Genomic DNA, 23725 nt, shown 5'->3' with positions numbered 1-23725 from the left:
GGGGCGATCCGGACGGGGCGCCCTAACCCGTGCCGGTGATGCTCTCCGGCGCGATGACGAAGAGCACGCGCTCCTCGTCGCGGCCCCCGTACCAGGGGTAGGGCCTGCCGAGGTACTTCTGGGCGAGCTGCTCGATGTGCTCGACCGCGCCCTCGGTCGTGGTCCCGACGACCCGGCCGCGCACCTGGAAGTAGCGCGAGGGGCGGTCCGGGTCGCTGACGGCGACGGCCACGCGGGGGTCGCGCGCGATGTTCCGGGTCTTCACGTGGCTCCGGACGCTGTTGATCAGTACGTGGGTGCCGTCGGTGTCGACCCAGGTCTGGGTCAGCTGAGGGGACCCGTCGGGCATCGAGGTGGCCAGAAAGCAGGTGCTCGGCCGGCGCAGCAGCGCGAGAAGTTCAGGGGGAAGGGGCACAAGGGTCTCCTGGCCGGTCGGAGGGTGCGGCGGTCTCTCCGGTCTGCCGGTGCCGCCGGGTGCAGCTTCTCACCCCCCATCCCCTCTCCCGTGACCCGGTGTTGGGTGGTGCCGAGCAGTCGGTTCCAGCCGCTATGCTTGCTGGATACAAGCAAGGTAATCAGCGGACAACTTCACCGCGAAGGATCACGACGATGAGCAAGGGCACGGTCCATGCCTGCGACCGGGCTGCTGGGCAGATCACCGCCTCGTCGGGGCTGGACGAGGCGGCCGCCGGGCTGGGGACGGAGATCGTCCGCTTCTCCCGGCTGATCGCGGCGTGGAAACAGCGCGCCAAGACCGACGGTGGCGCCGCCGACCGGGTGCTGCTGGCCCGGCTGGTGGTGGGCGGGGACCAGCGGGCGACCGATCTGGCCGTCGACGCGTTCCTCGATCTGTCGACCGTCAGCCGTCAGGTGCGCTCGCTGGTCGAGCGCGGGCTGGTGACCCGGCGCCCCGACCCGGAGGACCGCCGGGGGTCGTTGCTGGCGGCGACCGACGCGGGACGCGCGGCGTTCGCGCACTACCGCCGTCAGCGCGATGCCGAACTGGCCGCGCTCCTCGAACCGTGGTCGCCCGACGACCGGGCCGACCTCATCCGGCTGCTGGGCCGTCTCAACGAGGACATGGCAGAACGACAACACACACGGCTGGGCCCCGGGGGAGACCAGGGCGGGGCCGTGGAGCAGGGAGACATACGTACATGAGCACAGCCACCTCCCCGCCCGCCGCGGGAGCCGAGGCGATACCCGAACCCGGAATCCTGAGCCATCGTCAGATCCTCACCATCCTCAGCGGCTTGATGCTGGGGATGTTCCTGGCCGCGCTCGACCAGACCATCGTCAGCACCTCCATCCGCACCATCGCCGACGATCTGCACGGCCTCAGCGAGCAGGCCTGGGCGACCACCGCCTACCTGATCACCTCGACGATCGCCACACCGCTGTACGGCAAGCTGTCCGACCTGCACGGCCGCAAGCCGTACTACCTGGCCGCGATCAGCATCTTCGTCGCGGGTTCGGTGCTGTGCACGTTCTCCACCTCGATGACCGAACTCGCCGCCTTCCGGGCGGTGCAGGGCCTGGGCGCCGGCGGTCTGATGTCGCTGGCACTGGCGATCATCGGTGACATCGTCCCGCCCCGGGAACGCGCCCGCTACCAGGGCTACATGCTGGGCACCTTCGCCACCTCCAGCGTCGCCGGACCGCTGATCGGCGGGGCCCTCGCCGGGCAGGACCAGCTGCTGGGCATCACCGGCTGGCGCTGGGTCTTCCTGGTCAACGTGCCGATCGGCATCATCGCGCTGTTCGTGGTCGCGAAGGTGCTCAACATCCCGCACACCAGGCGCGATCACCGCATCGACTGGTGGGGCGCGCTCACCATCTCCGTCGGTGTCGTTCCGCTGCTGCTCGTCGCGGAGCAGGGCCGGGAGTGGGGCTGGGACTCGTCCCGGTCGATCGCCTGTTATGTCATCGGCGTGGTCGGCATCATCGCCTGGATCTTCGTCGAGCGGTGGATCGGCGACGACGCGCTGATTCCGATGCGGCTGTTCCGCAACGGCACCTTCAGCAAGACCAGCCTGCTGTCCGTGCTGATCGGTATGGGCATGTTCGGCGGGATGCTGATGATCCCGCAGTACCTCCAGCTCGTGAAGGGCGCCAGCCCCACCAAGTCGGGCCTGGAAATGCTGCCGCTGATGGCGGGCATGTTCATCGCCTCCATTGCCTCGGGCCAGATCACCTCGAAGACCGGCCGCTACAAGATCTTCCCGATCATCGGCACCGCGCTGATGATCGCGGCGATGCTCCTCTTCCACTTCCGGGTCCAGTGGGACACCCCGCTGTGGGAGACCATGGTGTACATGCTGGTCTTCGGCCTGGGCCTGGGCGGATGCATGCAGACCCTGGTGCTGGCCGTGCAGAACGCGGTGCCGCCGCGGGACATGGGCGTGGCGACCGCCTCGTCCACGTTCTTCCGGCAGATGGGCGCCACGGCGGGTACCGCGATCTTCCTGTCGGTGCTGTTCAGCACGGTCGGTGACAAGATCTCCTCGGCGTTCAAGGACGCCGCCTCCACCGAGCGCTTCCAGGCCGCACTGCGCGATCCCGCGGTGCTGCACGACCCCGCCAACAAGCCCGTGCTGGACATGCTCAAGCACCCCGGCAACGGCAACTCCTCGGGCGTGCTCAGCGATTCGTCGTTCATCCAGCACCTGGACCCGCGGCTGGCCGAGCCGTTCAAGCGCGGCTTCGCCGACTCGATGCACACCGTGTTCCTCATGGGCGCGATCGTCGTCGCCCTGGCCTTCGTGCTGATGTGGTTCATCAAGGAGGTGCCGCTGCGGCAGATCTCCGGTCTGCAGGCACGGGCCCAGGCCGAGGCGGAGTCCGCCGCGGGAGCGGTGGGGGGCGCCGAAGGCGTGACCGTCGATGCCGACGGCGCGGGCGCACAGGCGCCGGCCGAGCCGGCCGATGCGCCGGCCGCCGACGCCGTACCGGTCCTCGCCGCGGCCCCCTCGGGCGCCGCGGCCGGCGCCACCGGCCCGGTGATCCGGGGAACCGTGCGGGACGGCGACGGGAGGCCGGTGGCGCAGGCCGCGGTCACCCTGATCAGCGTCGGCGGCCGGCAGCTCGGCCGTACGTCGACCGCGGACGACGGCGGCTATGCCCTGCCCACGACGGGCGCCGGCACGTACGTACTGATCGGCTCGGCGGGGGCCCGCCGGCCGCAGGCCGTGACCGTGGTGGTGGGCGGCGAGCCCGTGTCGTTCGACCTGACCCTCAGCGGCGCGGCCGGTCTCTCGGGCGAGGTCCGCGAGGAGAAGGGCGACGACCCGGTGCCCGGCGCCCTCGTCGTGGCCACCGACGTCCGCGGCGAGGTCGTGGCCTCGGGCGTGGCCGGCCAGGACGGCGGCTTCGCGTTCGGTGAGCTGACCCCGGGCAGCTACACCCTGGCGGTCAGCGCCGAGCACCACCGCCCGTCCGCCCTCCAGGTGGAGGTCGGCTCCGGCAGCCGCAACTGGTACGAGGTCCGGCTGACGCTCGGCGCCCAGGTCCGCGGCACCGTCCGTACGGTCCGCGGCGGCCCGGTGGACGACGCCCGGGTGACCCTGCTGGATCCCGCGGGCAACGTGGTGGCCACCGCCACCAGCGGCCAGGACGGTGAGTACGTCTTCACCGACCTCGACAGCGGCGAGTACACCCTGATCGCCGCCGGCTACCCGCCGGTCGCCGCCCCACTGCACCTCGGGGCCGACGGGAACAGCGCGTTCGACATCGAGCTGAGCCACGACACGGCTCACTGACGGTCGACAGCGACGCAGGGGAGGGGCCCGGTGCGGGTGGAGCGCCGGGTCCCTCGCCGGTGACCGGTCCGGCGCCGCGGCGCGTGCTCAGGGGGCGCCGTCGCGTCCCCCGGCGCCGCGGCCCACCGGCACGGGCGCACCTGACGGGTTTGGCGCTGCAGCCCCCGTCTACGTAAAGTTCCGCCGAAGCTTGAATAGAACACACGATCCCAGGGAAGCGGCAGCGGCGATGACGGTGACCGAAACAGGCCGGGCCGATGGCACGGGTATCGACTCGGAGCGGATGGCGGTCTGCCTGAGCGTGCTCGAAGAACTCGACGCGCTGCCCGTCGACCACCCGGACGCGATCGCCATACGACGCGCCACCGCCGGCATCTACCGCAAGGTGAAGCAGCGCCGCCGGCAGGAACGCCGCGCCGCCAAGACCGCCAACGACAGGGCCATCACCGCGGCCACGGCCACCGGCGCGCCCGACCGGATCGACGACGAGACCCAGGGCCTGGCTCTCACCAGCTCCGTGACCACCGAGATCGCCGGAATCCTGGAGCGGCCCAGGTCCTGCTACACCTGCAAGAGCCGCTACATCGAGGTCGACGCCTTCTACCACCAGCTCTGCCCGCCCTGCGCCAAGGAGAACCGGTCCCGCCGCGACGCCCGTACGGACCTCAGCGGCCGGCGCGCACTGCTCACCGGCGGCCGGGCCAAGATCGGCATGTATATCGCCCTCCGCCTGCTGCGGGACGGCGCCCACACCACCATCACCACCCGCTTCCCGACGGACGCCATCCGCCGCTTCAAGGCGATGCCGGACAGCGGGGAGTGGCTGCACCGGCTGAAGATCGTCGGAATCGATCTCCGGGACCCGGCGCAGGTCATCGCCCTCGCCGACTCAGTGAGCGCCGAGGGCCCGCTCGACATCCTGATCAACAACGCCGCCCAGACCGTCCGCCGCTCTCCCGAGGCGTACGGCCAGCTGATCGCTGCCGAGTCCGCCCCGCTGCCCGCCGGGGAACTGCCCGCCTCCGTGGTCCTCGGTCACTTCGGCAGCGGCGCTCCCGCCGCCCTCACCGCCGCCTCCGCCACCCCCGGCGCGCTGACCGCCGAGGACCTCACCGCCCTCGCCCTGACCACGGGCTCCGTCACCCCCGCCCGGATCGAGGCGGGCACCGCGATCGACGCCGGCGGTCTCGTACCGGACCTGGACGCGACCAACACCTGGATCCAGAAGGTGGACCAGGTCGACCCGGTCGAACTCCTGGAAGTCCAGCTGTGCAATATGACGGCACCCTTCCTGCTGGTGAGCAGGCTGCGCCCGGCGATGGCGGCGGCCGCGGCGCGCCGTAAGTACGTGGTCAACGTCTCGGCCATGGAAGGCCAGTTCAGCCGCGGCTACAAGGGCGCGGGCCATCCGCACACCAATATGGCCAAGGCGGCGCTGAACATGCTCACCCGGACCAGCGCCCGGGAAATGCTGGAGACCGACGGCATCCTCATGACGGCCGTGGACACCGGCTGGATCACCGACGAGCGCCCGCACCCCGACAAGATGCGCCTGGCCGCGGAGGGCTTCCACGCTCCCCTCGACCTGGTCGACGGTGCGGCCCGGGTGTACGACCCGATCGTCCGCGGCGAGTCGGGTGAGGACCTGTTCGGCTGCTTCCTGAAGGACTACGCGCCCGCGGCCTGGTGAGCACAGCCGCCGGCCGCGGCGGGCCGGGCGTGCCCGGTCCGCGGTCCGGCGGGTGACTCCCCGCGGGCTGCGGGGTGGGGAAGGCCGGCCCGCAGCCGTCCCAGGAGGGACCTGGCCGCGGGGCCGGCGGGCCCCTCCGTCCGCCAGGTCAGGGCGACCCGGCCGCGCATCCGCGGCCCGGTGATCTCCAGCGTCCGCAGCCCGGCGGCTGCCGCCTCGTCCGCCGGCAGCGCCGGGAGGACGGCCACGCCGAGACCACGGGCGGCCAGCCGCGCCAGCACCTGAGGCACGGCCGCCTCGAAGGCGATGCGGGGCCGGAAACCGGCCTGCGCGCAGCAGCGTTCGAGCACCCCGCGCAGCCCGGTACCGCGCGGCAGACTGATCAACGGGCGGTCGCGGAGCGCGGCCAGCGGGACGCTCATGCGGTCGGCGTGGGTCGCCAGGAGGGGGTCGTCGGGCGCGACGGCGGCGACCAGGGGCTCGTCGACCACGACCTGGCAGGAGAGGCCCGCCGGCGGTTCCTCCGTCGCGAGCCCGATCACGGCGAGGTCGAGTGCCCCGCTGTGCAGCGCGCCGAGCATCCGCTCGGAGGTGTCCTCGGTGAGGGAGATCTCGACCTGCGGGTGCGCATCGTGGAAATCGGCCAGCAGCGACGCCAGATCGAACCGGCGGGTGCTGGCGCCGGAGACCAGCCCGACCCGGACGCGACCGCGCAGCAGCCCGCCGAACTCGTCCACGGTCTGCCGGATCTCCTCGACGGCGGCGAGCGCGGCCCGCGCATACGGAAGGACGCTCTCGCCCACCTCCGTCGTGGTCACCGAACGGCCGGAGCGGTCGAGCAGCGGCTGCCCCAACTCCCGCTCCAGCTGCCGGATCTGGGCACTCACCCCTGGCTGCGCCAGATGCAGCCGGGCGGCCGCACGGGTGAAGTTGGCCTCCTCCACCACCGCGACGAAGTACTGCAGCTGCCGAAGTTCCATAACCACTGATTCTAGGGAGGAGAACAGCAAGCTCTTGGACTTATGGCGAAGGTGACAAGACCCTTGTGGAAGCGGGTAGTTCGGGCGGGTCGGGAACGAGAGAGCCGCCCGTGCCATGCGCGAGGAGAGAAGGAACGCCCATGAGCTCCGGGGGAGTGCACGGATGAGAATCGAAGCGATGATCGCGGCCGAACGCCGCGAACTGGCCGATCTGCTGGACGGTCTGACGGCCGAGCAGTGGGAGGCGCCGACGCTGTGCACGGGGTGGCGGGTACGGGAAGTCGCGGCCCATATGTCGATGGGGTTCCGCTACTCCCTCGCCAGGACGGCCGCGGAACTCGTCAGAGCGGGCGGCAGCATCCACCGGATGACCGACCGCTGTGCCCGCAGGGACGCGGCCGCCGCGTCGACGGCTGAGCTCGCGCACTTCCTCCGGCACCATGCGGAGCACCCGTGGAAGCCGCCGGTCGGCGGCCTCGCGTCGGCGCTGGCGCACGATGTGGTGCACGGCCTGGACATCACGGTCGCCCTCGGCCTCGACCGGCGCGTTCCCGAGGACCGGGTGCGCCTCCTGCTGGGGAAGGTCACCCTCCGGTCCGCCAGGTTCTTCGGGGCCGACCTCAGGGGCGTCGAGCTGCGCGCCGACGACCTCGACTGGTCCTTCGGCAGCGGTACGCCGCTGACCGGCGCCGGACAGGATCTGCTGCTGGTCGCGTTCGGCCGCAGGCTCCGGCCGGGCCGCCTCCAGGGGGAGCGGCACCACCGGTTCGTCGCCGGCTGAGCCCGGCCGACGGTACGGCGGCCGCTCCCGTCACCATCGAGCGGCCGCTGTCATCCGCCGCCGGGCGCCCGCACCGCCCGTGCCTTCCGCACGGCCCGGGCGCCCGCACACCGGCTCCGGGAATCAGCCGTCCAGCCCGTGGCGCGCCAGCAGCGGCGCGAGCTCCGGGTCCCGGCCGACCACCGCGCGAAACGCCTCCAGCGGGTCGACACTGCCGCCCCTGCCGAGGAGTTCCCGGCGGAAGATCTCCCCGCTCTCGCGGATCGTCTTCCCGTTCTCGTGGAACCAGCGCACGGTGTCGGCGTCCAGCACTTCGGCCCAGCGGTAGCCGTAGTACCCGGCCGCGTAACCGCCGCTGAAGACATGGGCGAAGTAGCCGGTGCGGTAGCGCGGCGGGATCGCGGACAGCGCGAGTCCGTAACGCTCCAGTGCGGCCGCCTCGAACGCCTCGGCCCCGTCGGAGCCCGGGGCCTCGCCGACGGCAAGGGTGTGCCAGGCCCAGTCCAGCACCGCGGCCGCCTGATGCTCCACCATCCGGAAGCCCGCGCCGAAGTTCTCCGCCTCGCGCAGCCGGGCCGGCAGTTCGGCCGGCATCGGCTCGCCGGTGACGTGATGCCGGGCGTAGTGGGCCAGCACCTCCGGCCAGTCCGCCCACATCTCGTTGACCTGGGAGGGGAACTCGACGAAGTCGCGCGGCACCCGGGTGCCCGACAGGAGGGGGTAGCGCACGTCGGAGAACAGGCCGTGCAGCGCATGGCCGAACTCGTGGAACAGCGTGTTGACCTCGCTCCAGGTCAGCAGCACCGGCTCGCCCGCCGGGGGCTTGGCGATGTTCAGGTTGTTGACCACCACCGGCTGGTGGCCGAGCAGACGGGACTGCGGCACCAGCGCGTCCATCCAGGCGCCGCCCCGCTTGGACTCACGGGCGTGGAAGTCGCCGAGGTACAGGCCGAGCGGGCTGCCGTCGGCGTCGTGCACCTCGTAGACGCGGGCGTCCGGGTGGTACGGCACCAGGTCGGGGCGCGGGGTGAAGGTGATCCCGTAGACCAGCTCGGCAGCGTGGAAGACGCCGTCGTGCAGCACGGTCTCCAGCTCCAGATAGGGCCGCAGCACCGACGCGTCGAGCGCGAACCGCTCCTTGCGCACCCGCTCCGAGTAGTACTGCCAGTCCGCCGCGCGGATCTCCTCCACGCCCGCCGCCGCGGCCAGGGCGGCGCCCTCCCGCGCGGCATTGGCGGTGGCGGGGGCGACCAGCCGGCCGAGCAGCTCCTCGACGGCTTCGGTGGTGCCGGCGGTCCGGTCCGCGACCTCCCAGGCGGCATGGCTGGGGTGGCCGAGCAGCGCGGCGCGCTCGGCGCGCAGGCCGGCCAGGGCGACGGCGACCGGGCCATTGGTCTCGATGCCGCGCCCGAGGGAGGCGGTGAGCAGACGCTCGCGCAGCGCGGGGTCGTCCAGCGCGGCGAGCTCGCTCTGCTGGGAGAAGTTCTTCAGGACGAGCGCGAACTTCCCCTCGTGACCCAGCGCCCGGGCGTTCGCCGCGGCGGCCGCGATCTGGTCCGCGGGCAGACCGGACAGCTCCTCGGCACGGTCCACCACGAGGGTGGCGGCCGCGGTGGCCGCCCGGAGGTTCTGCCCGAACTCGGTGCTCCGGGCGGCGATCGCGGCATTCAGCTCGCGCAGGCGCTGCTGTTGTTCGGGGGCGAGCCGCGCGCCGGCCCGGACCCGGTTCGAGTGGTGGCGCTCCAGCAGCCGCACCTGCTCCGCGTCCGCGCCGAGCTGCTCGCGCCGGTCGAAGAGCGCGTCCAGCCGGGCGAACAGTGCGGAGTCGAGCAGCAGCGCATCGTCATGGGCGGCCAGCCGGGGAGCGATCTCGACCTCGATCGCCTGGATCTCCTCGTCGGTGTCCGTCGCCACCTTGTTGAAGAACACCCTGCACACCCGGCCCAGTACCGCGCCGCTGCGCTCCAGCGCCTCCACGGTGTTCTCGAAGGTCGCCGGCTCGGTGCAGGCGCCGATCGCCGCCACCTCGTCCAACTGCTCGGCTATGCCATGGGCGAAGGCAGGGAGAAAGTGTTCGTTCCGGATCCGCGCGAAGGGCGGCAGTTCGTAGGGCAGACCGCTCGGCTCGAAGAAAGGATTCGACGTCGTCACGGAGCCTGACACTACGCCCGGGGGCAAGGCCGGGTCCCGGAGTCGCCCCATGACGACTCTTGTGCGCGCGGGTAGTTGACACCCCGAACGTACGGCGACGCCGGGCCGCCACCGCCCTCCGCGCGCTCGTAGGTGCCGGCGGGCCGGCCGTCCCGCCCTCCGCCGTCGGGGCGGCACCGCCGGGCCGGTCCCGGTGAGCATCGTGGGGCCATCCGTGGTGTGATCGAAGCGAGGCAATCCACACTCCTGAGACAGGAGGAATCATGGCCAGCAAGCTGCGAGCCCGCGACATCATGTCCGGCGGAGCGCGCTGTGTAGGTGCCCACGAGTCGTTGATGGACGCGGCCAAGATGATGCGGGACCTGGGCGTCGGCTGCCTGCCCATCTGCGGTGACAACAACAGGCTCATGGGCATGGTCACCGATCGCGACATCGTCGTCACCTGTTGTGCCGAAGGGGTCGACCCGGCGACGGTGCAGTCCGGTTCGATGGGGGGCGAGCTGCACTGGATCGACGCGGATGCCGACGCCTCCGAGGTCCTGCGGACCATGGAGGACCACCACATCAAGCGCCTGCCGGTGATCGACGTCAAGGGCGGCCACCAACTGGTGGGGATGATCACCGAGGCCAACCTCGCCAAGAACCTCAGCGACGCGGAGATCGCGGAGTTCGCCAACCGGGTGTACGCGACCGCCGGCTGACGTGCCCGTCCCCGCGGCGCAGGCACCGACGACGGGTGGCGAAGGCACCGACGGTCCACCGGCACGTCCCGCGGTGGCCCGTCCCCCTCCGACGGGCCACCGCGGCGTGAAGAAGTGCAGCATCAGCGGAATTCCTCCGGCACCGGGCCGGGAAATTCCGGGTATTCCGTTATGCGCTCAGTGGCTGCGGGAGTTCCGTACGGTCAGCCGCATGCCGGGGAAAATCAGATGCGGATTCGCCCCGATCACCCGCCGGTTGAGCCGGTAGAATTCCTGCCAGCCGAGACCGTGCGCGTAGGCCAGGCCGCTCACCGTGTCGCCGCGGTTGACGACGACCGAGCCGCCGGTACTCCGATGGCGCCCCGCTTTGTGCCGCTTCTCATGGGACTGCGGATGGCGGGCCCGCGCCCGGGCCGACGGGGCCGCGTGGCGCTGCGGTGCGGGACGCGCGGTGGTGCTCCGCGGAGTGCGGTGCGCGGTGGCCGAGTTGAGCCCCAGCGAGGCCGAGCAGGCCGGCCAGGCGCCCCAGCCCTGACGGGCCAACACCCGCTCCGCGACCCGGATCTGCTGGGAGCGGGTCGCCCGCGCCGCCCGTGACGCGTAGGCGCCGCCGCCGAAGGAGTGCCAGGTGGAGTGGGCGAACTGCAGCCCTCCGGAGAACCCGTTCCCCGTGTCGATACGCCAGTTCCCTCCGCTCTCGCAGCCGGCGAGGCGGTCCCAGGTCCCGCCGGAACGGGCCTCGGCGGGCTGCCCGGACGCCAGGTTCAGCGTGCCGGCCGCGAGCAGGACCGCTGCTGCCGTGATGCCCCGGACACCATAGCCCCGGAATTCATTCCGGGCAGGCGATTTCGATGCCTGCGGAAATTCCATGCCATTACTCCCGTCGCTCGCCGCGCAGTTGCCTGGCGGTCAATCAGAAAACCCGGCGCGTTTGCGGTCCACGCGTTCGACGGGTGCTCGAATCGCGATTCCGTGCGGCGCCATGAATTTGACGGGGAAGAGACAACCACGCCCCGAGTTCGCCTCGGCAGAGCGCGCGGGAGCGCCGCCGCCGCCCGGCCTGCCCCCTTGCCGTCGGGCCGCGGCCGTGCTTGTGCCCTGCACACCTGTTCAGACGGGCAGGGCGCACCCGGCATACCGAAGGCGCATCACACCCCTGTGCCCGGCGATCACCTGTCCGGCCCCGGGGTGTCCGCCGAGCGCAACCGGCGCACTCGATGCACGCGCTGCGCAGGTCCGCATGCACCGCGCACGGACATCCGTCGGTGCACCGGCCCGTCCTGCCCTGGTGCAACGGCGCATCGCGCACGGACGCGGCGACGAGTGCGGCGATGGATGCGGCGACGGCGGCGAGGAAACCGGCCCCGGCGCTCGCGCGAGGCCGCGCGGTTGCGCGCGATGGACAGACACCGGGTGCTGTGTTGCATTGGAAAGGGGTGCGTCGGTGCCCGGGAGGCAGCCGTGGCCGAGGTGGAGGTGCTGGTCGTAGGGGCGGGCCCGGTGGGCCTGACGGCGGCCTGCGAACTCCAGCGCCGCGGGGTGCGCTGCCGCGTGATCGACAGACTGCCCGCGCCGCAGCCGTTCGCCAAGGCGGTGGGCATCCAGCCCAGGACGCTGGAGATCTGGGACCGCATGGGGATGGCCCGGGAGGCCCTGGAAGCCGCCGTTCCGCTCCGGGGGCAGTTGCTCTACGTCAACGGCGTCCCGCAGGCGCGGATAGAGCTCACGCTGCCGCCGGATGTGCCGTACCGCTTCGCCGCCCTTCCGCAGAACGACACCGAGCGCCTCCTCGAGGACGTGCTCAAGCGCTGGGGAGGCCGTGTCGAACGGGGCACGGAGCTGGTGGGGTTCGCGCAGGACGCACACGAGGTACGGGCCCGCCTCGCGCTGCCCGCCGGCGAACAGGAGGAGATCCGCGTCGAGTTCCTCATCGGCTGTGACGGCGCCCACAGCGTCGTCCGCAAGACCCTGGGGCTCGACTTCGCGGGCGCCGCCTTCCCCGAGGAGTACATGCTGGGGGACGTCGAGGTCGACTGGGAGCTGCCGCCCGGCTACGCGGTCCGGAGCTGGTGGCGCAGCTCGCGCTGACTTTCCGCAGGTGAGCCGGGGCCGGCGGGACACGAGCCGGGACCGGCGGCGGGTGAGCCGGGCCGACGGGACATGAACCGCAGCCGGGTCGCGCCCGTCGGTGACGGCCCGGCCCGGGCGACACGACGAGGGGTGCGCCGTTCCTCCCCGGGAACGCGGCCCGTCGGTGCGACTCACGCCCGATGGTTCACGGTGCCTGCCACGCGTCGACCTGCAGCCGCCCGTCGCCGTCCTGGTCCAGCGCCCGGAACGCCGCCTCCGCCTGGGCGGCCGAGTACCCGGCCGCGCGGTGCACGGCGGTGAAGTCCGCCAGGCTGACCACACCGTCCCCGTCGGCATCGGCCAAGGCGACGGTCGCGGCGACCGACGGCCCCACGACCCTGCCGAGCATCCCCGACGCGCCCGCCCGCGCGAACGCCGCGACGAACTGTTCCCGGTCCAGGCGGCCCGCGGCCTCCACGTCCGCCAGGGCGGCGAGCTCCTCGAAGGTGTTGCGCATCCCCGCCGCCAGGGCCTGCGCCTTGGCGGACCCCTCCGGTTCGCCCACCGCGTCCGTCAGCACGCGCGCCCGCTCGGCGAAGTCGTGCGCGGTCAGGTAGCCGTCGCCATCGGTGTCGTACAGGGAGAAGCGGTGCTCGTACTCGGCGCGCAGGGCATCGGTGATCATGCGGCGTCCCTTCCGGAAGGGGGCTCCCGGCGGAGCCCGGAGAGGCGGCCGTGCGCGGGGTGCCGCACCCGCCCGCATGAGCACATTAAGTGCCTGGGTGAGTGCGGAGGGTTATCGAGGGTGGTGTGTCCGGCCCGCCCCCTCGGGAGGCGGGGGCGGATTCCGGACGCGGTGCCGCGGTGGACGGCCGGAATGGCGAAAACGTGTGCGGTTCCGTAGGGGGAGATCACCTAGGATCACGATCCAAAGTGAACATCTGTCGCAGTCACCCGCACAGGCGGATATTTCTCCTCCGCTCCTGACCGGGGTGACCGCGCAGGGGGGAAGGAAAAACCATGAACTCATCCCGTCTCCGGCAGCGCCTCGCCGGTACCGCGGCCGTCACCGTCCTGGTCGGCGCTGGCGTGCTGGCCGCGGCGCCCTCCGCGGTGGCCAAGGCCAATCTCCTGGCCATCGACAAGGTCGCGCTGCAGGCGCCCGGCGTGCAAGTGAAGGTCACCTACTCCTGTGACCCGGGCATGAACCACCAGCTGGTCGCCAACGCGACCAACCAGACCGGCCACGACGGCTCGGTCGCCGCGGGCACGCTCAAGACGGACAAGCTCACCTGTGACTACAACAGCCACACGGCGCAGATCACCATGCGTCCGGCCGTCGGCTCCTCCTTCGACAAGGGCGACAAGGTGAAGGTCGCGGTCTTCTACTTCGACGAGGAAGGGTTCAGCTACGCCCGCCAGGAGACCGTAGTGGTGCTGTAGGCGCGGCCGTCCCCGGCGGGCCGAGGCGGACGATCCTCCGTCGGCCGGGGCATGCCCGACCCTGTCGGTCCATGGCACGACCTGTCAGATATTTCGGGTCGGTCACGCCTGCAACCGACGGGTCGGGCAAACAGTCCTACGGGGCATGAAAAGACAACTGAACCTGCGGATACGGAGGCCCGGCACCGCCGGCCGCCGGGCGGGCGCGGCGCTCGCGCTCACGGCGCTGACCCTTCCGCTGACGATGGCCTTCGGCTCCACCGCCCAGGCCGCCACCGCGTCGTCCTGCACCGCGAGCCGCGGCCCGTATCAGAAGCAGGCCGAGAAGTTCCTCGGGCTCCCGGTGGACGGCCGGCAGTCGGCGTCCGACTGCCGGGCGATACGTGCGTTCCAGACCAGCCACGGCATCACCCCCAACATCGGCTACGCGGGGCCCGTCACCTGGGGCGTGATGAGCGTCGTGGCCCAGCAGAAGGCAGCCGGGACCAACCCGAACAAGGCGCATAAGTGCCCGACCACGAAGGGCCGGATCGCCTGCGTCGACCTGACCCGCCAGCTCAGCTGGATCCAGGACGGATCGAAGCTGGTGTTCGGGCCGGTCCCGATCCGCAGCGGACGCGACGGGTACGAGACCCGCACCGGCGCCAAGAAGATCTACTGGCGTCACCTGCACCACGTGTCGACGATCTACCACGTGGCCATGCCGTACAGCCAGTTCTTCGACGGCGGCCAGGCGTTCCACTCCATCAGCGGCAGCGTCTGGTCGGCTCCCGGCTCGCACGGCTGCGTCAATATGCGCAGCAACGATGCCGCGAAGTACTGGTCCCTGCTCAAGAACGGCGACGACGTCTACGTCTACGGCCGGAAGTCCGGCACCTGAGCCCGCACCGGGCCGGCCGGCGCCGCTGCGGTGCGGCCGGACCGCCCTAGGGCCGGTCTTCACAGTCCCGCCTGCCCTGCGGGCGAACGACGGGACTGTGAAGACCGGCCCTAGGACGGCTTCCGGCCGCTCCGGGAGGACGGCAGGGCACAGGCCGCCGTGCCGCCCGGCAGTCGCTGACGATTGCGCGCGATGATCCGGTACGCGGCGTGGGCGAACCACCGCACGGGCGGGAGCGTGAGCAGCGCTCCCACCACCGGCCAGCCGCCGGGGGTGCTCATCAGCAGTTTGGCGACGGCCTGCGCGCCGCCGTGCACGGAACCGGTCGGGGTCACCCACAGCACTTCGTGTTCGGCGCGCTGTCGCGCGATGCCGAGCCGGGCGAGGTCGGTGAACTGCCAGGGACTCGCTTCGCAGCGCGGCCGCAGCCGCCGTTCCATGAAGCGGACCGAGGACGTGCAGAAGGCGCAGTCTCCGTCGTAGACGAGTACGGGCCGCCGCTGCGTCGTCTGCCGCTGCATGGTCCCGTCCCCTTTGCTCCGGTGCCGGATCTGGCGGTCACCATGATAAGTGCGCCGCCAGGGCGAGGACGCCGAAGGCGGCGAGGGCACGCGGCGCCGTATCGGAGGACGGGCCCGGCGGGCCCGTTGCTCATGGGCGCCGCCGGGCGAAGGTGTATACGTACCCGGACGTGCCGGGCCGTCGGGTCAGGGGGCCAGCAGGCGGTACAGGGCCATCGGCGTCACATAGCCGGGCCAGCGGCCGTCGGCGAACAGATGCACACCGGCGTCCAGATAGCACTGGTCGACGAGCTGGGAACAGATCATGTGCCGGGTGCTGGCGACATAGCGGCGCAGCCCCGGAACAGGCAGGTGGAACCGGTGCGTGGCGATCGCCAGGTAGTCGAGGAAGCTGTAGGGGACCCCGACATGGCGGGTGGCGGCCAGGCAGATGGCGGTGCGCTGCCGTTCGGTGAGGTCTTCCGGGCAGACGTAGAGCACGTCCGCGTCGGCGTAGGTGGTGAGGGGCATGATGCGGGCGCCGCCCGGCTCGGCTTCCAGCAGCCGGTTGTCGGGCAGGACGAGGAAGGCGTGTTCGTAGTCGGCGAAGCCGTCTCCGTTGATCCACTGTCCGAAGCGGATCAACGTGCCGCAGACGCCGGATATTTGGGTGAGTCCGATGTCGCCCGGCAGGGGATGGGTGTGCTTCATGAGCAGCTCCCAGAGCCAAAAGGGGGGTTCCCGTGGGTGATACCCGCTGTCCGGGGGTACGCACCGCATTCGCGGGAGCCGGTGCCGGCACGGGCCGCGGGGCGGTGGGCAGATGGCAGAGGGGGCGGGAGAGCGGACGCTCGGCGGGGTACGGATCCGCGCACCGGGAGGCGGCCGCTGCGGGCCGAAGGGATCGAGCGGGAGGAGCGGGAAGACGATGGGCAGGTCGGAGTCCGGGCAGTCCGTGACGGCGCGTCAGGAACGGGAGGGGGCGGCCGGCGGCGCAGGCCGGAAGGCGCTGTCGGGCAGCGTGGCGCTGGTGACCGGCGCCTCCAGCGGTATCGGTGCGGCCGCCGCCCTGGCGCTGGCCCGGGAGGGCTGCTCCCTCGCACTGGTCGCCCGCCGCACCGAACGGCTGGAGCGGCTCACGGCGTCGATCGGCGAACTGGGCGGCTCGTCCCTCGCCCTGACGGCCGATCTCGGTGAGGCCGCGCAGGCACGGCGCGCGGTCGAGGAGACCGTCGACCACTTCGGGCGGCTGGACGTCCTGCTGAACAACGCGGGCTTCGGTGCGCGCGGCGCGGTGGAGGACAGTGATCCCGAGGACTGGGACCGGATGGTCGACCTCAACTTCACCGCGGTGCTGCGGATGTCGCACGCGGCCCTCCCGCATCTGCTGCGTGCGGCGCAGGACGGTCCGCGCGGCGTGGCCGACCTGGTGACCGTCAGCTCGGTCGCGGGCCGGGTGCCCCGCAAGGACAACAGCGTCTACTCGGCCACCAAGCACGCGGTGTGCTCCTTCAGCGAGGCGCTCCGGCAGGAAGTGACCGGACGGCAGGTCCGGGTCGGACTCGTGGAACCGGGCATGACCACGACGGAGATGACCCGAGGCGGCAGCCAGGCCGGAGCGGCGCACGGGATGCCGCCGGAGGCCTGGCTGCGGGCCGAGGACATCGCCCGCGTCATCACCTTCATGGTCACGCAGCCGCCGCATATGGCGGTCAACGAGATCACCGTGCGGCCGACCGCCCAGGAACGCTGACCGTCAGGCCCGCACGCACACCCGAGGAGAGCCCGTGCGACTGCTGCTCGTCTCCGACACCCATGTGCCCCGGCGCGCCAAGGAGCTGCCCCCACAGCTGCTCGACGACCTGCCCCGCGCCGATGTCGTCGTGCACGCCGGCGACTGGGTCGACACCGCCACGGTGGATCTGCTGGAGTCCCGTGCCCGGCGGCTGATCGCGGTGTACGGCAACAACGACGGTCCGGAGCTGCGGGCCCGGCTGCCCGAGGTGGCGTACGCGGAACTGGCGGGGGTCCGGCTGGGCGTGGTGCACGAGACGGGACCCGCGCCGGGGCGGGAGCGCCGTTGCACCGAACGGTTCCCCGAGCTCGATGTGCTGGTGTTCGGGCACAGCCACATCCCCTGGGACTCCACGGCGGACGACCGGCTACGCCTGCTGAACCCGGGATCGCCGACCGACCGCCGCCGGCAGCCGTACTGCACGTACATGACGGCGGAGCTCTCGGCGGGCCGGCTCACCGCGGTGGAGCTGCACCGCCTGCCCCGCGGCGGATGAGGCCGCGGTGACCGGGGCGGGGTCCGGGCCGGTCCTCACAGACCGAGCAGGCCACGGACGTAGGCGGCCTGTCCGGCGTGCTGCAGATCGTCCGCGATCACGCTGACGAGGCGCACTCCCAGGGTGACGGGCGGTGTCCAGGCGCGGTCGACGACGCGCTTCATGTCCTTGTCGTCGACCCCGGCGAGGTACTGCACGGTGTTGTCGTGGACGGCGCCGTGATAGTCGGTCAGCAACTGGGCGCTCAGTCCGCGGACGGCCGCCACGTCCTTGCCGGAGTGGCCGTAGCCGGTGTCGTCGGCGGCGAAGGGGAGCTCGAAGCGGTCGTACCAGCCGTCCGAGGTCCAGATCTGCTCGGTGCCGGCCACCCCGGCGACGTGATCGTCCTGGATCCTGGTGAGGTGCCAGACCAGCCAGGCGATCGAATTGGCGTCGTCGGGGCGGGTGCCGAGGTCCTCGGGGTCGAGCCCGGTGACCGCGTCCTCGACGGCCTCACGGATACGTCCGAAGGCGTCGACGAGCAGATCCGTGCTGGCGTTCATACAGGGCTCCTTTGCGGCGACGGAGGTCTTCGCGCGGAAGGTCCGCGGATACCGGTACCGGTTGACCGAGGTGTCGCGCTCCGGTGGCGGTCCCGCACCCGGAGGGCGTCGGCCCCGGCAGCTCGCCCATCGTCGCAAGCCGGCCGCGGGATTCCGTGCGGGGCAGGCCGAGCGGCGGGAATTTCCCGGATCCGTGACCGCCCGCATACTTTCGGACACACGGAAGCGCGGGCTTCGTGAGGCGAACAGGTCCGGTTTGTCGATGAATCATTCCACCGATGCTGAATGCCCGGACGGGGTGGTGTCGAGGGATTATGCCGCCCTGATTTCCCAGCTCACGGCAGAGATTGTTGCTGAACCAAGGCCTGAGAGGGTCTCCGGGCCCGTTGTCTTGTTACGGTAATCCGGCTTCCGGGAGGCCCCCTTCGCATGACCGGTTTCATCTCCGGTGAAGGGGTGGTGCGTTGAATGCGACGTGCCCGCTCCCGGGTATCTCCCCCCACGCATGGAGAATATTTAGTTGAATGCGAAATACTCGTCCACGCCTGCGCGCGACTCCCGCGGTGCCCCTCCGCAACGGGTCCGAAGGGTTCCCCCGAGCATCGTCGTCTCGGCCGGTGCGCTCATCGGTGCCCTCGCCGTGCTCTCCTCCCAGAACGACGCGAAGGCGAGCGAGTACCCGGACACCCCGGCCCCCACCCGGGCGTCCGCCGACGAGCAGCCCACCGCCCGGCACGACGCACCGCGGGCCGACCGCTACGAGGCGGAGGCCCTCCGGCTCGTCAACGAAGCCCGTGCGGAACACGGTTGCGAACCGCTGCGGCGCGATGCGCGCCTGACGGAGACCGCCCGCCGGCACAGCCAGGACATGGCCGACCGCCACTCCTCTGCGGACCGCGCCCCGAACGGCGCCGAACCCGAGGACGCCTTCCGCGCCTGGCGGGACAACCCGGAGGACCGGACCGAGATGCTCAGCTGCTCCTCCCACACCACCGGCGTGGGCGTCGCCTTCGACGGCAAGCTCCGGCCGTACTGGACGCAGGAACTCGGCCGCAAGTAGACCGCCGCCGGCCCGCACGGCCCGAGCGGGCCGCGGCAGGCCGGCGGCGGGAGAGCACCCGGTGGCCGGGGGGCCATCGGGCGTCTCCCTCCGCCGGCCGTCACGCCCGTCAGCGCTCGGACGGGCCGACCATCGCGGCCAGCACGGAGCGCCAGTCCTCGTCCGGCCGTGCGCGCAGGGACGGGGCCAGCCGGTCGGCGCGGTAGTGCCAGCGGTGATCGAGGTCCGGGTGGACCTCGTCCGTCTCACGGATCTCGCTGTCGCTGCCGAGCAGTTCGGTGAGCCCGGTGGCGAGGTCCCGCCAGGCGAGGTGACCGCTGACGGCGTTGGCGACGCCGTGCACGGGGGAATCCAGCGCGGACACCACGGCCCGGGCCAGCGCCGCGGCATGCACCCAGGCCGCGCCGTACCACGTATGACCCTGCGTCCCCGGTTGCGGAAGGACGATCGGCCGGCCCTCCCGCGCCGCCTGGTAGAGCACACCGGTCGCACCCCAGCGCAACTGGTCCCGCAGCCGCTGGTGCGGCCCCCAGACCAGCGGGGAACGGACCGCGCTCGCGCCGCCCCGGCCCTGGGCGCCGGCCGCCCGCAGCAGCAGCCCCTCGCAGTCGACCTTCGCCTGCCCGTAGCCGCTCAGCGGCTGCCGGGGCGCCGACTCCTCGGCCACCCACTCGCCGGCCGGGTGGCCGTAGGCGTCCACACTGCTGACGAAGACGAACGGACCGCGCGACCAGGCGCCGACCATCGCGGCCATCGCCGTCACATCGACCTCGGGGCGGGTGAAGGTGCACGCCGCGTGGATGACCGCATCGGCGCTGTCGACGGCCTTGCGCAGCCCGTCCAGGTCGGTGAGGTCGCCCTCGACGACGTCCACGCCCTCCGCTGCGACCAGATGCGCCGACTCGGGGCGGGCCAGGGCCAGTACCGGACGTCCCCGGGCGGCCAGTTCGCGCAGCACGAAGGCACCGACACCGCCGGTGCCGCCGGTGACCAGGACCGTCCCCTCGCGCGTACGCCGCGGGCGGGAAGGGGCGGCCGAGGGCGCGGCGACGCGCTCCGCCTCCCGTGCGTCCAACAGGGCGGTGACCGCGCGCGGGGTGCGCGCCTGCATGATGTCGAGGCCGGTCAGCGGCAGTTTCAGCGCCTGGCGCAGCCGCTCGGCGAGCTGGACGGCGATCAGGGAGTGGCCGCCGAGGAGGAAGAAGTCGTCGTCCGGCCCGGGGGTGTTCCCCAGGAGGTCGGTGAACCCTTCGGTCACGGCATCGGCGTGCGCCCCTTCCGGCGCGGGGGCCGACGGGAGGCCCGGGAGCCGCGCCACGTCCGCCGTACCGTCGGCCTTGCGCGGCAGGGTGTCCAGCAGGGTCACCGCGGCGGGTACCAGTTCCGCGGCCAGCGCCGTGCGCAGACGGGAGCGGAGCTCGGCGGGCGACGGGCCGCCGATGCCGCGCAGGACGGCGTACGCCAGCAGCGGTCCGCCGGCCGGTGCGACCACGGCGGCCTCGGCCACCTCGGGGTGCGAGCGCAGCAGCACCTCGGCCGGGTGCCCGCCGGTCTCCTCGCGGGGTGCCGGCGGCGCACCGGGCAGCCGGGACAGCCGAAGCCCCGGCTCGTCCGCCACCGCGGTGAGCAGGGCGGCGTAGTGCGCACCGAGCGCGGCCGCCGCCTCCTCGTCCAGCGCGGTCCGGCTGTACTGGACGAGTCCGGCGGGGGCGTCGGTGTCCACCATGCCGAAGGAGAGGTCGAACTTGGCCTCGCCGGCGCCGACCTCGACGTACTCGTCCGTCAGACCCGGCAGCCGCAGTGTGGTGGGTGTGCCCAGGACGTCCGCGGTCACCCGGATCAGCGCCGACCCGTCCGTGTCGCGGGCGGCGGCGCCGAGCCGCTCCAGGATGAGGTCGAAGGGCACCTCGCGGCGCTGCTGGGCCTCCAGCAGCGCGTCCCGTACGCGTTCCACCAGCGCGCCGAAGGACGGGTCGCCCGTGGTGTCCACCCGCACCGGGAGGGTGTTGACGCACAGTCCGACCAGGCCGCGCATGTCCGCGCCCTGCCGGTGGGTGCCGGCGACCCCGATCACCAGGTCGCCCTCGCCGGTGAAACGGTGCAGTGCGGCGAAGGACGCGGCGAGCGCCACGGTGAACAGGGTGGCCCGGTGCTGCCGGCCCAGTGCGCGCAGCGCGGCGGGCACCCGCGGGTCGAGTGGAACGGTCCGGGTGCCGGCCGGACGGCGGACCGTGTCGGCGGGCGGTTGTGCGGGGCGCGGCAGACGCAGCGGGGCGATGCCTTCGAGGCGGCCGGCCCAGTGGCTCAGGCCCTGTTCGAGACGGTCGGCGGCCGCCTGCTCGCGGCGCGCGAAGTCCGCGTACTGCGGCGGCTCGGGCTGCTCCTCGGCGGCGGTGCCCCGGGCGGCCGCCGCGTAGTCCCGGGCCAGTTCCCCGGCCACGGTCTCCAACGAGGGTCCGTCGATGGTGATGTGATGGAACGTCAGCAGTACGGTGTGGTCCTGTTCCCCGTGCCGCAGCACCAGGGCGCGCGGGAGGGGACCGGCGGCGAGGTCGAAGGGGCGGTGCGCCTCCTCGGCCAGCAGCGTGCCGGAGCCGTCCGCGTCCGCCTCCACGACACGCACGGCGATCGTTTCCGGAGCCGGCCGCACCTCCTGGTACGGCTCACCGTCCTGCTGCCCGTAGCGGGTACGCAGAATCTCGTGGCGGCGTACCAGCGACGTCAGCGCGGCGGTCAGTGCGTCGAGGTCGAGCGGGCCGCGCAGCCGGGTGGCGAAGGGCACGCTGTACGAGGCGTCACCGTGGCCCAGCCGGTCCATCAGCCACATGCGGCGCTGGGCGTGGGAGAGCGGCGCGGGACCTTGCCGGACGGGTGCGGGAGCGGGAGCGGCGGCGGGGCGGCCGGCGCGGGCGCGCGCCCGGCGCAGCAACTCCTCCTGGAGCGCCGCGGCGGCGGGGGTGTCAGTGGCCATCGGTGTCCTCCGGGGCGCCGGGGTGCAGATCGCTGTGCGCGGCGAGGAGCGCGCGCTCGACCAGCGCGGCGTGCCCCGCCACCGTGGGGGCGGCGAAGAAGTCGGCGAGCGTCAGCTCGACGCCGAGCTCCTCGCGCAGGTCGTCGGTGACCGCGAGCGCGAGCAGCGAGTGACCGCCCAGCGCGAGGAAGTCGGCATCCGGGCGGGTGACCTCGCGGCCCAACGACCGGCCCCAGACCTCGGCGACGGCCTGCTCCAGTGGACCGAGCGGTCCGGCCGGTGCGTCGGGTCCGTCCGTGGTGAGCAGATCGGTCAGCGCGCGGCGGTCGACCTTCCCCGAGGCGGTGAGCGGCAGCGCGTCGACCATCCGCACGTCGTCGGGGACCAGATGGGCGGGCAGGACGGCGGCGAGCCGGTCCCGCACGGTCTCGGGGCGGGGCACCGGACCGGGCGAGGCCACGAGGAAGGCGGCCAGGCGGGCGTCGTCGGGGGAGGGGCGGTGCACGGCGACGGCCGCGTCCGCCACCTCGGGCTGCTCGCGCAGGGCGTGTTCGATCTCCGCCGGTTCGATCCGGAAGCCACGGACCTTCACCTGGTCGTCCGTCCGCCCGTGGAAGTCGAGGGTGCCGTCCGGACGCCGGGAGACGAGGTCGCCGGAGCGGTAGAGACGCCCCAGACCGGGGTGGTCGCGGAAGCGCTCGGCGGTCAGCTGCGGCTGCCCGGTGTAGCCGTGCGCCAGCCGGCTGCCGCCGATCCACAGTTCGCCGTGCTCCCCGTCCGGGACCGGCCGGCCGGCCTCGTCCAGCAGGTGCACGGTCGCCCCGGCGACCGGCCGGCCGATGGGTACCTGGCCGTCGCAGTCGCCGGCGGTGACGCGGTGCGCCGTGGTGAAGGTCGTCGCCTCCGTCGGCCCGTAGCCGTTGACCAGTTCCAGCCAGGGGAAGGCGTGGAGCACCTCGCGGGCATGGTGCGCGGACAGCGCCTCGCCGCCCACGACCACCGTGCGCAGCAGCGAGAAGATCCGGGAGCGGCGGGCGGCGAGTTGGTGGAAGAGCGCGGTGGTGAAGAAGGCGACGGTGACGCCGTGGCGTTCCACGTGCCGGGCCAGGTCCTCGAACGAGGGCCGTTCGGCGGTGCACACCACTACGGCGGCTCCGTTGGCGAGGGCTCCCCACACCTCGAAGGTCGAGGCGTCGAAGGTCATCGGCGAGTGGAAGAGCACCCGGTCGCGGGAGGTGAGGGTGAGGTACGCCGGGTCGGAGACCAGCTCGGCGATCGCGCGGTGCGGGATCGCGACGCCCTTGGGCCGGCCGGTCGATCCCGAGGTGAACATGATGAACGCCGCGTCGTCCGGCGCGAGTTCGGCGCCGGGGAGGTCCTCGCCGTCCACCAGCGGCTCACCGGGCAGCGCGAGCGTGGCGCCGGAGAGGGCCGCGGATTCGAGGAGTTTGGCGTCCCCGACGGTCAGCGTCGCGCCCGCGTCGGCGGCCAGTGCCTCGGAACGCGAACGCGGATGTGCCGGGTCGAGCGGTACGCACACGGCGCCCGCCCACCACAGCGCGAGCTGGGCGACGACCGTGCGTGCGGAGCGCGGCATCAGCAGCGCCACCGAGTCGCCCCGGCGCACGCCGTGTGCGCGCAGGTGAGCGGCGAGCGCACGGGCCGAGGAGACGAGCTGGGCGTAGGTGAGCGTGGTGTCGCCGTCCGCCACGGCCAGGGCCTGCGGGGTCCGTGCGGCATGCCGGGCCACCAGGGCCGCCGGTCCGGCCGCGGCCGCGGGCCGTTCGGCCGCCGGGGCGGGCGCGGGACGGTCACCGGACGGGGTGTGCCCGCCCTGCGAGGTGCCTTCGGTGGGCACGGGGCCTTCCTTCCGGGTGTCGGGGGTGTGCGGGGTGCGGATGGTCATC

At 72.6% G+C, this 23725-nt stretch carries 20 protein-coding genes and 1 pseudogene; 11 read left to right on the top strand and 10 right to left on the bottom strand.

The window, feature by feature from the left end; genetic code table 11:
• Window positions 1-22: 22 nt before the first annotated feature.
• Window positions 23-415 carry a TIGR03618 family F420-dependent PPOX class oxidoreductase gene (locus tag Scani_RS10405; protein WP_159472724.1) on the bottom strand — a complete coding sequence of 131 codons (393 nt, stop codon included), beginning with the start codon at window positions 413-415 and terminating at the stop codon, window positions 23-25.
• Window positions 416-609: 194 nt separating this feature from the next.
• On the opposite strand from Scani_RS10405, the gene Scani_RS10400 reads away from it, so the two are divergent.
• The 3 genes from Scani_RS10400 (at window position 610) to Scani_RS10390 (ending at window position 5448) form a co-directional block, all read left to right on the top strand.
• Window positions 610-1161 (top strand): MarR family winged helix-turn-helix transcriptional regulator, encoded by a 552-nt coding sequence (locus Scani_RS10400; protein WP_159472721.1) that lies wholly within the window; start codon window positions 610-612, stop codon window positions 1159-1161.
• A complete protein-coding gene (locus tag Scani_RS10395) occupies window positions 1158-3758 on the top strand; it encodes an MFS transporter (RefSeq protein WP_159472718.1) in 2601 nt (866 codons plus the stop codon). Before Scani_RS10400 ends, Scani_RS10395 begins: the two co-directional genes overlap by 4 nt.
• A gap of 229 nt (window positions 3759-3987) precedes the next feature.
• Window positions 3988-5448, top strand: coding sequence for an SDR family NAD(P)-dependent oxidoreductase (locus tag Scani_RS10390; protein ID WP_159472715.1), 1461 nt, complete (start codon window positions 3988-3990; stop codon window positions 5446-5448).
• Here the strand turns inward: Scani_RS10390 and Scani_RS10385 are convergent.
• Window positions 5427-6428: a LysR family transcriptional regulator gene (locus tag Scani_RS10385; protein WP_159472713.1), complete on the bottom strand. Its 1002-nt coding sequence runs from the start codon at window positions 6426-6428 to the stop codon at window positions 5427-5429. The genes Scani_RS10390 and Scani_RS10385 overlap by 22 nt on opposite strands.
• A gap of 163 nt (window positions 6429-6591) precedes the next feature.
• Between Scani_RS10385 and Scani_RS10380 the strand changes: the two genes are divergently transcribed.
• Window positions 6592-7209, top strand: a complete 618-nt coding sequence (locus Scani_RS10380) for a maleylpyruvate isomerase family mycothiol-dependent enzyme (RefSeq protein WP_159472711.1) — start codon at window positions 6592-6594, stop codon at window positions 7207-7209.
• A 123-nt stretch (window positions 7210-7332) separates the two neighbouring features.
• On the opposite strand, the gene Scani_RS10375 is transcribed toward Scani_RS10380, so the two are convergent.
• Window positions 7333-9360: a M3 family metallopeptidase gene (locus Scani_RS10375; protein ID WP_425577488.1), complete on the bottom strand. Its 2028-nt coding sequence runs from the start codon at window positions 9358-9360 to the stop codon at window positions 7333-7335.
• A gap of 263 nt (window positions 9361-9623) precedes the next feature.
• On the opposite strand from Scani_RS10375, the gene Scani_RS10370 reads away from it, so the two are divergent.
• Window positions 9624-10061 (top strand): CBS domain-containing protein, encoded by a 438-nt coding sequence (locus Scani_RS10370; protein WP_159472707.1) that lies wholly within the window; start codon window positions 9624-9626, stop codon window positions 10059-10061.
• Between the two features lie 177 nt (window positions 10062-10238).
• Here Scani_RS10370 and Scani_RS41695 read toward each other — a convergent pair whose 3' ends face one another.
• The gene (locus Scani_RS41695) at window positions 10239-10931 is read right to left on the bottom strand and encodes a LysM peptidoglycan-binding domain-containing protein (RefSeq protein WP_159472705.1); all 693 of its coding nucleotides are present in this window, start codon (window positions 10929-10931) and stop codon (window positions 10239-10241) included.
• A gap of 591 nt (window positions 10932-11522) precedes the next feature.
• Between Scani_RS41695 and Scani_RS10360 the strand changes: the two are divergent.
• A pseudogene (locus tag Scani_RS10360) lies at window positions 11523-12128 on the top strand (FAD-dependent monooxygenase); the annotation flags it as partial.
• Window positions 12129-12336: 208 nt separating this feature from the next.
• Here the strand turns inward: Scani_RS10360 and Scani_RS10355 are convergent.
• Entirely contained in the window at window positions 12337-12816 is a 480-nt protein-coding gene (locus tag Scani_RS10355; protein WP_159472703.1) for an EF-hand domain-containing protein, read from the bottom strand.
• A gap of 335 nt (window positions 12817-13151) precedes the next feature.
• Here Scani_RS10355 and Scani_RS10350 point away from each other — a divergent pair, with 335 nt between their 5' ends.
• Together Scani_RS10350 and Scani_RS10345 are read left to right on the top strand one after the other, a co-directional pair.
• On the top strand, window positions 13152-13574 hold the full coding sequence (locus tag Scani_RS10350) for a hypothetical protein (RefSeq protein ID WP_159472701.1): 423 nt from the start codon (window positions 13152-13154) through the stop codon (window positions 13572-13574).
• 145 nt (window positions 13575-13719) lie between these two features.
• Window positions 13720-14454 carry a L,D-transpeptidase family protein gene (locus Scani_RS10345; protein ID WP_371872333.1) on the top strand — a complete coding sequence of 245 codons (735 nt, stop codon included), beginning with the start codon at window positions 13720-13722 and terminating at the stop codon, window positions 14452-14454.
• Between the two features lie 110 nt (window positions 14455-14564).
• Here the strand turns inward: Scani_RS10345 and Scani_RS10340 are convergent, their stop codons facing one another.
• Window positions 14565-14975 carry a thiol-disulfide oxidoreductase DCC family protein gene (locus Scani_RS10340; RefSeq protein ID WP_159472699.1) on the bottom strand — a complete coding sequence of 137 codons (411 nt, stop codon included), beginning with the start codon at window positions 14973-14975 and terminating at the stop codon, window positions 14565-14567.
• A 186-nt stretch (window positions 14976-15161) separates the two neighbouring features.
• A complete protein-coding gene (locus Scani_RS10335) occupies window positions 15162-15665 on the bottom strand; it encodes a hypothetical protein (protein ID WP_159472697.1) in 504 nt (167 codons plus the stop codon).
• Between the two features lie 217 nt (window positions 15666-15882).
• Here Scani_RS10335 and Scani_RS10330 point away from each other — a divergent pair, with 217 nt between their 5' ends.
• A complete protein-coding gene (locus tag Scani_RS10330) occupies window positions 15883-16707 on the top strand; it encodes an SDR family oxidoreductase (protein ID WP_159472694.1) in 825 nt (274 codons plus the stop codon).
• A gap of 34 nt (window positions 16708-16741) precedes the next feature.
• Window positions 16742-17245, top strand: coding sequence for a metallophosphoesterase family protein (locus Scani_RS10325; protein ID WP_159472691.1), 504 nt, complete (start codon window positions 16742-16744; stop codon window positions 17243-17245).
• Window positions 17246-17280: 35 nt separating this feature from the next.
• On the opposite strand, the gene Scani_RS10320 is transcribed toward Scani_RS10325, so the two are convergent.
• Complete coding sequence (locus Scani_RS10320) at window positions 17281-17787, bottom strand: mycothiol transferase (protein ID WP_159472688.1); 507 nt, start codon at window positions 17785-17787, stop codon at window positions 17281-17283.
• A 520-nt stretch (window positions 17788-18307) separates the two neighbouring features.
• On the opposite strand from Scani_RS10320, the gene Scani_RS10315 reads away from it, so the two are divergent.
• Window positions 18308-18847 (top strand): CAP domain-containing protein, encoded by a 540-nt coding sequence (locus Scani_RS10315; RefSeq protein ID WP_159472685.1) that lies wholly within the window; start codon window positions 18308-18310, stop codon window positions 18845-18847.
• 109 nt (window positions 18848-18956) lie between these two features.
• On the opposite strand, the gene Scani_RS10310 is transcribed toward Scani_RS10315, so the two are convergent.
• On the bottom strand, window positions 18957-21818 hold the full coding sequence (locus Scani_RS10310) for a condensation domain-containing protein (protein ID WP_159472682.1): 2862 nt from the start codon (window positions 21816-21818) through the stop codon (window positions 18957-18959).
• Window positions 21808-23724, bottom strand: a complete 1917-nt coding sequence (locus Scani_RS10305) for a non-ribosomal peptide synthetase (RefSeq protein ID WP_159472679.1) — start codon at window positions 23722-23724, stop codon at window positions 21808-21810. The genes Scani_RS10310 and Scani_RS10305 overlap by 11 nt, the downstream gene beginning before the upstream one ends.
• Window position 23725 lies beyond the last annotated feature (1 nt).

Source organism: Streptomyces caniferus, from assembly GCF_009811555.1.
GTDB classification, from domain to species: Bacteria; Actinomycetota; Actinomycetes; order Streptomycetales; family Streptomycetaceae; genus Streptomyces; species Streptomyces caniferus.
This window is presented reverse-complemented; position numbering and strand designations above follow the sequence as displayed.

Excerpts from the sequence above, each read along its gene's own strand:
- Scani_RS10335 (WP_159472697.1), bottom strand. The coding sequence starts at position 15,665 with ATGAAGCACACCCATCCCCTGCCGGGCGACATCGGACTCACCCAAATA.
- Scani_RS10340 (WP_159472699.1), bottom strand. The coding sequence starts at position 14,975 with ATGCAGCGGCAGACGACGCAGCGGCGGCCCGTACTCGTCTACGACGGA.
- Scani_RS10370 (WP_159472707.1), top strand. The coding sequence starts at position 9,624 with ATGGCCAGCAAGCTGCGAGCCCGCGACATCATGTCCGGCGGAGCGCGC.
- Scani_RS10380 (WP_159472711.1), top strand. The coding sequence starts at position 6,592 with ATGAGAATCGAAGCGATGATCGCGGCCGAACGCCGCGAACTGGCCGAT.
- Scani_RS41695 (WP_159472705.1), bottom strand. The coding sequence starts at position 10,931 with ATGGAATTTCCGCAGGCATCGAAATCGCCTGCCCGGAATGAATTCCGG.
- Scani_RS10310 (WP_159472682.1), bottom strand. The coding sequence starts at position 21,818 with ATGGCCACTGACACCCCCGCCGCCGCGGCGCTCCAGGAGGAGTTGCTG.
- Scani_RS10385 (WP_159472713.1), bottom strand. The coding sequence starts at position 6,428 with ATGGAACTTCGGCAGCTGCAGTACTTCGTCGCGGTGGTGGAGGAGGCC.
- Scani_RS10390 (WP_159472715.1), top strand. The coding sequence starts at position 3,988 with ATGACGGTGACCGAAACAGGCCGGGCCGATGGCACGGGTATCGACTCG.
- Scani_RS10320 (WP_159472688.1), bottom strand. The coding sequence starts at position 17,787 with ATGAACGCCAGCACGGATCTGCTCGTCGACGCCTTCGGACGTATCCGT.
- Scani_RS10350 (WP_159472701.1), top strand. The coding sequence starts at position 13,152 with ATGAACTCATCCCGTCTCCGGCAGCGCCTCGCCGGTACCGCGGCCGTC.
- Scani_RS10330 (WP_159472694.1), top strand. The coding sequence starts at position 15,883 with ATGGGCAGGTCGGAGTCCGGGCAGTCCGTGACGGCGCGTCAGGAACGG.
- Scani_RS10395 (WP_159472718.1), top strand. The coding sequence starts at position 1,158 with ATGAGCACAGCCACCTCCCCGCCCGCCGCGGGAGCCGAGGCGATACCC.
- Scani_RS10400 (WP_159472721.1), top strand. The coding sequence starts at position 610 with ATGAGCAAGGGCACGGTCCATGCCTGCGACCGGGCTGCTGGGCAGATC.
- Scani_RS10355 (WP_159472703.1), bottom strand. The coding sequence starts at position 12,816 with ATGATCACCGATGCCCTGCGCGCCGAGTACGAGCACCGCTTCTCCCTG.
- Scani_RS10305 (WP_159472679.1), bottom strand. The coding sequence starts at position 23,724 with ATGACCATCCGCACCCCGCACACCCCCGACACCCGGAAGGAAGGCCCC.
- Scani_RS10345 (WP_371872333.1), top strand. The coding sequence starts at position 13,720 with ATGAAAAGACAACTGAACCTGCGGATACGGAGGCCCGGCACCGCCGGC.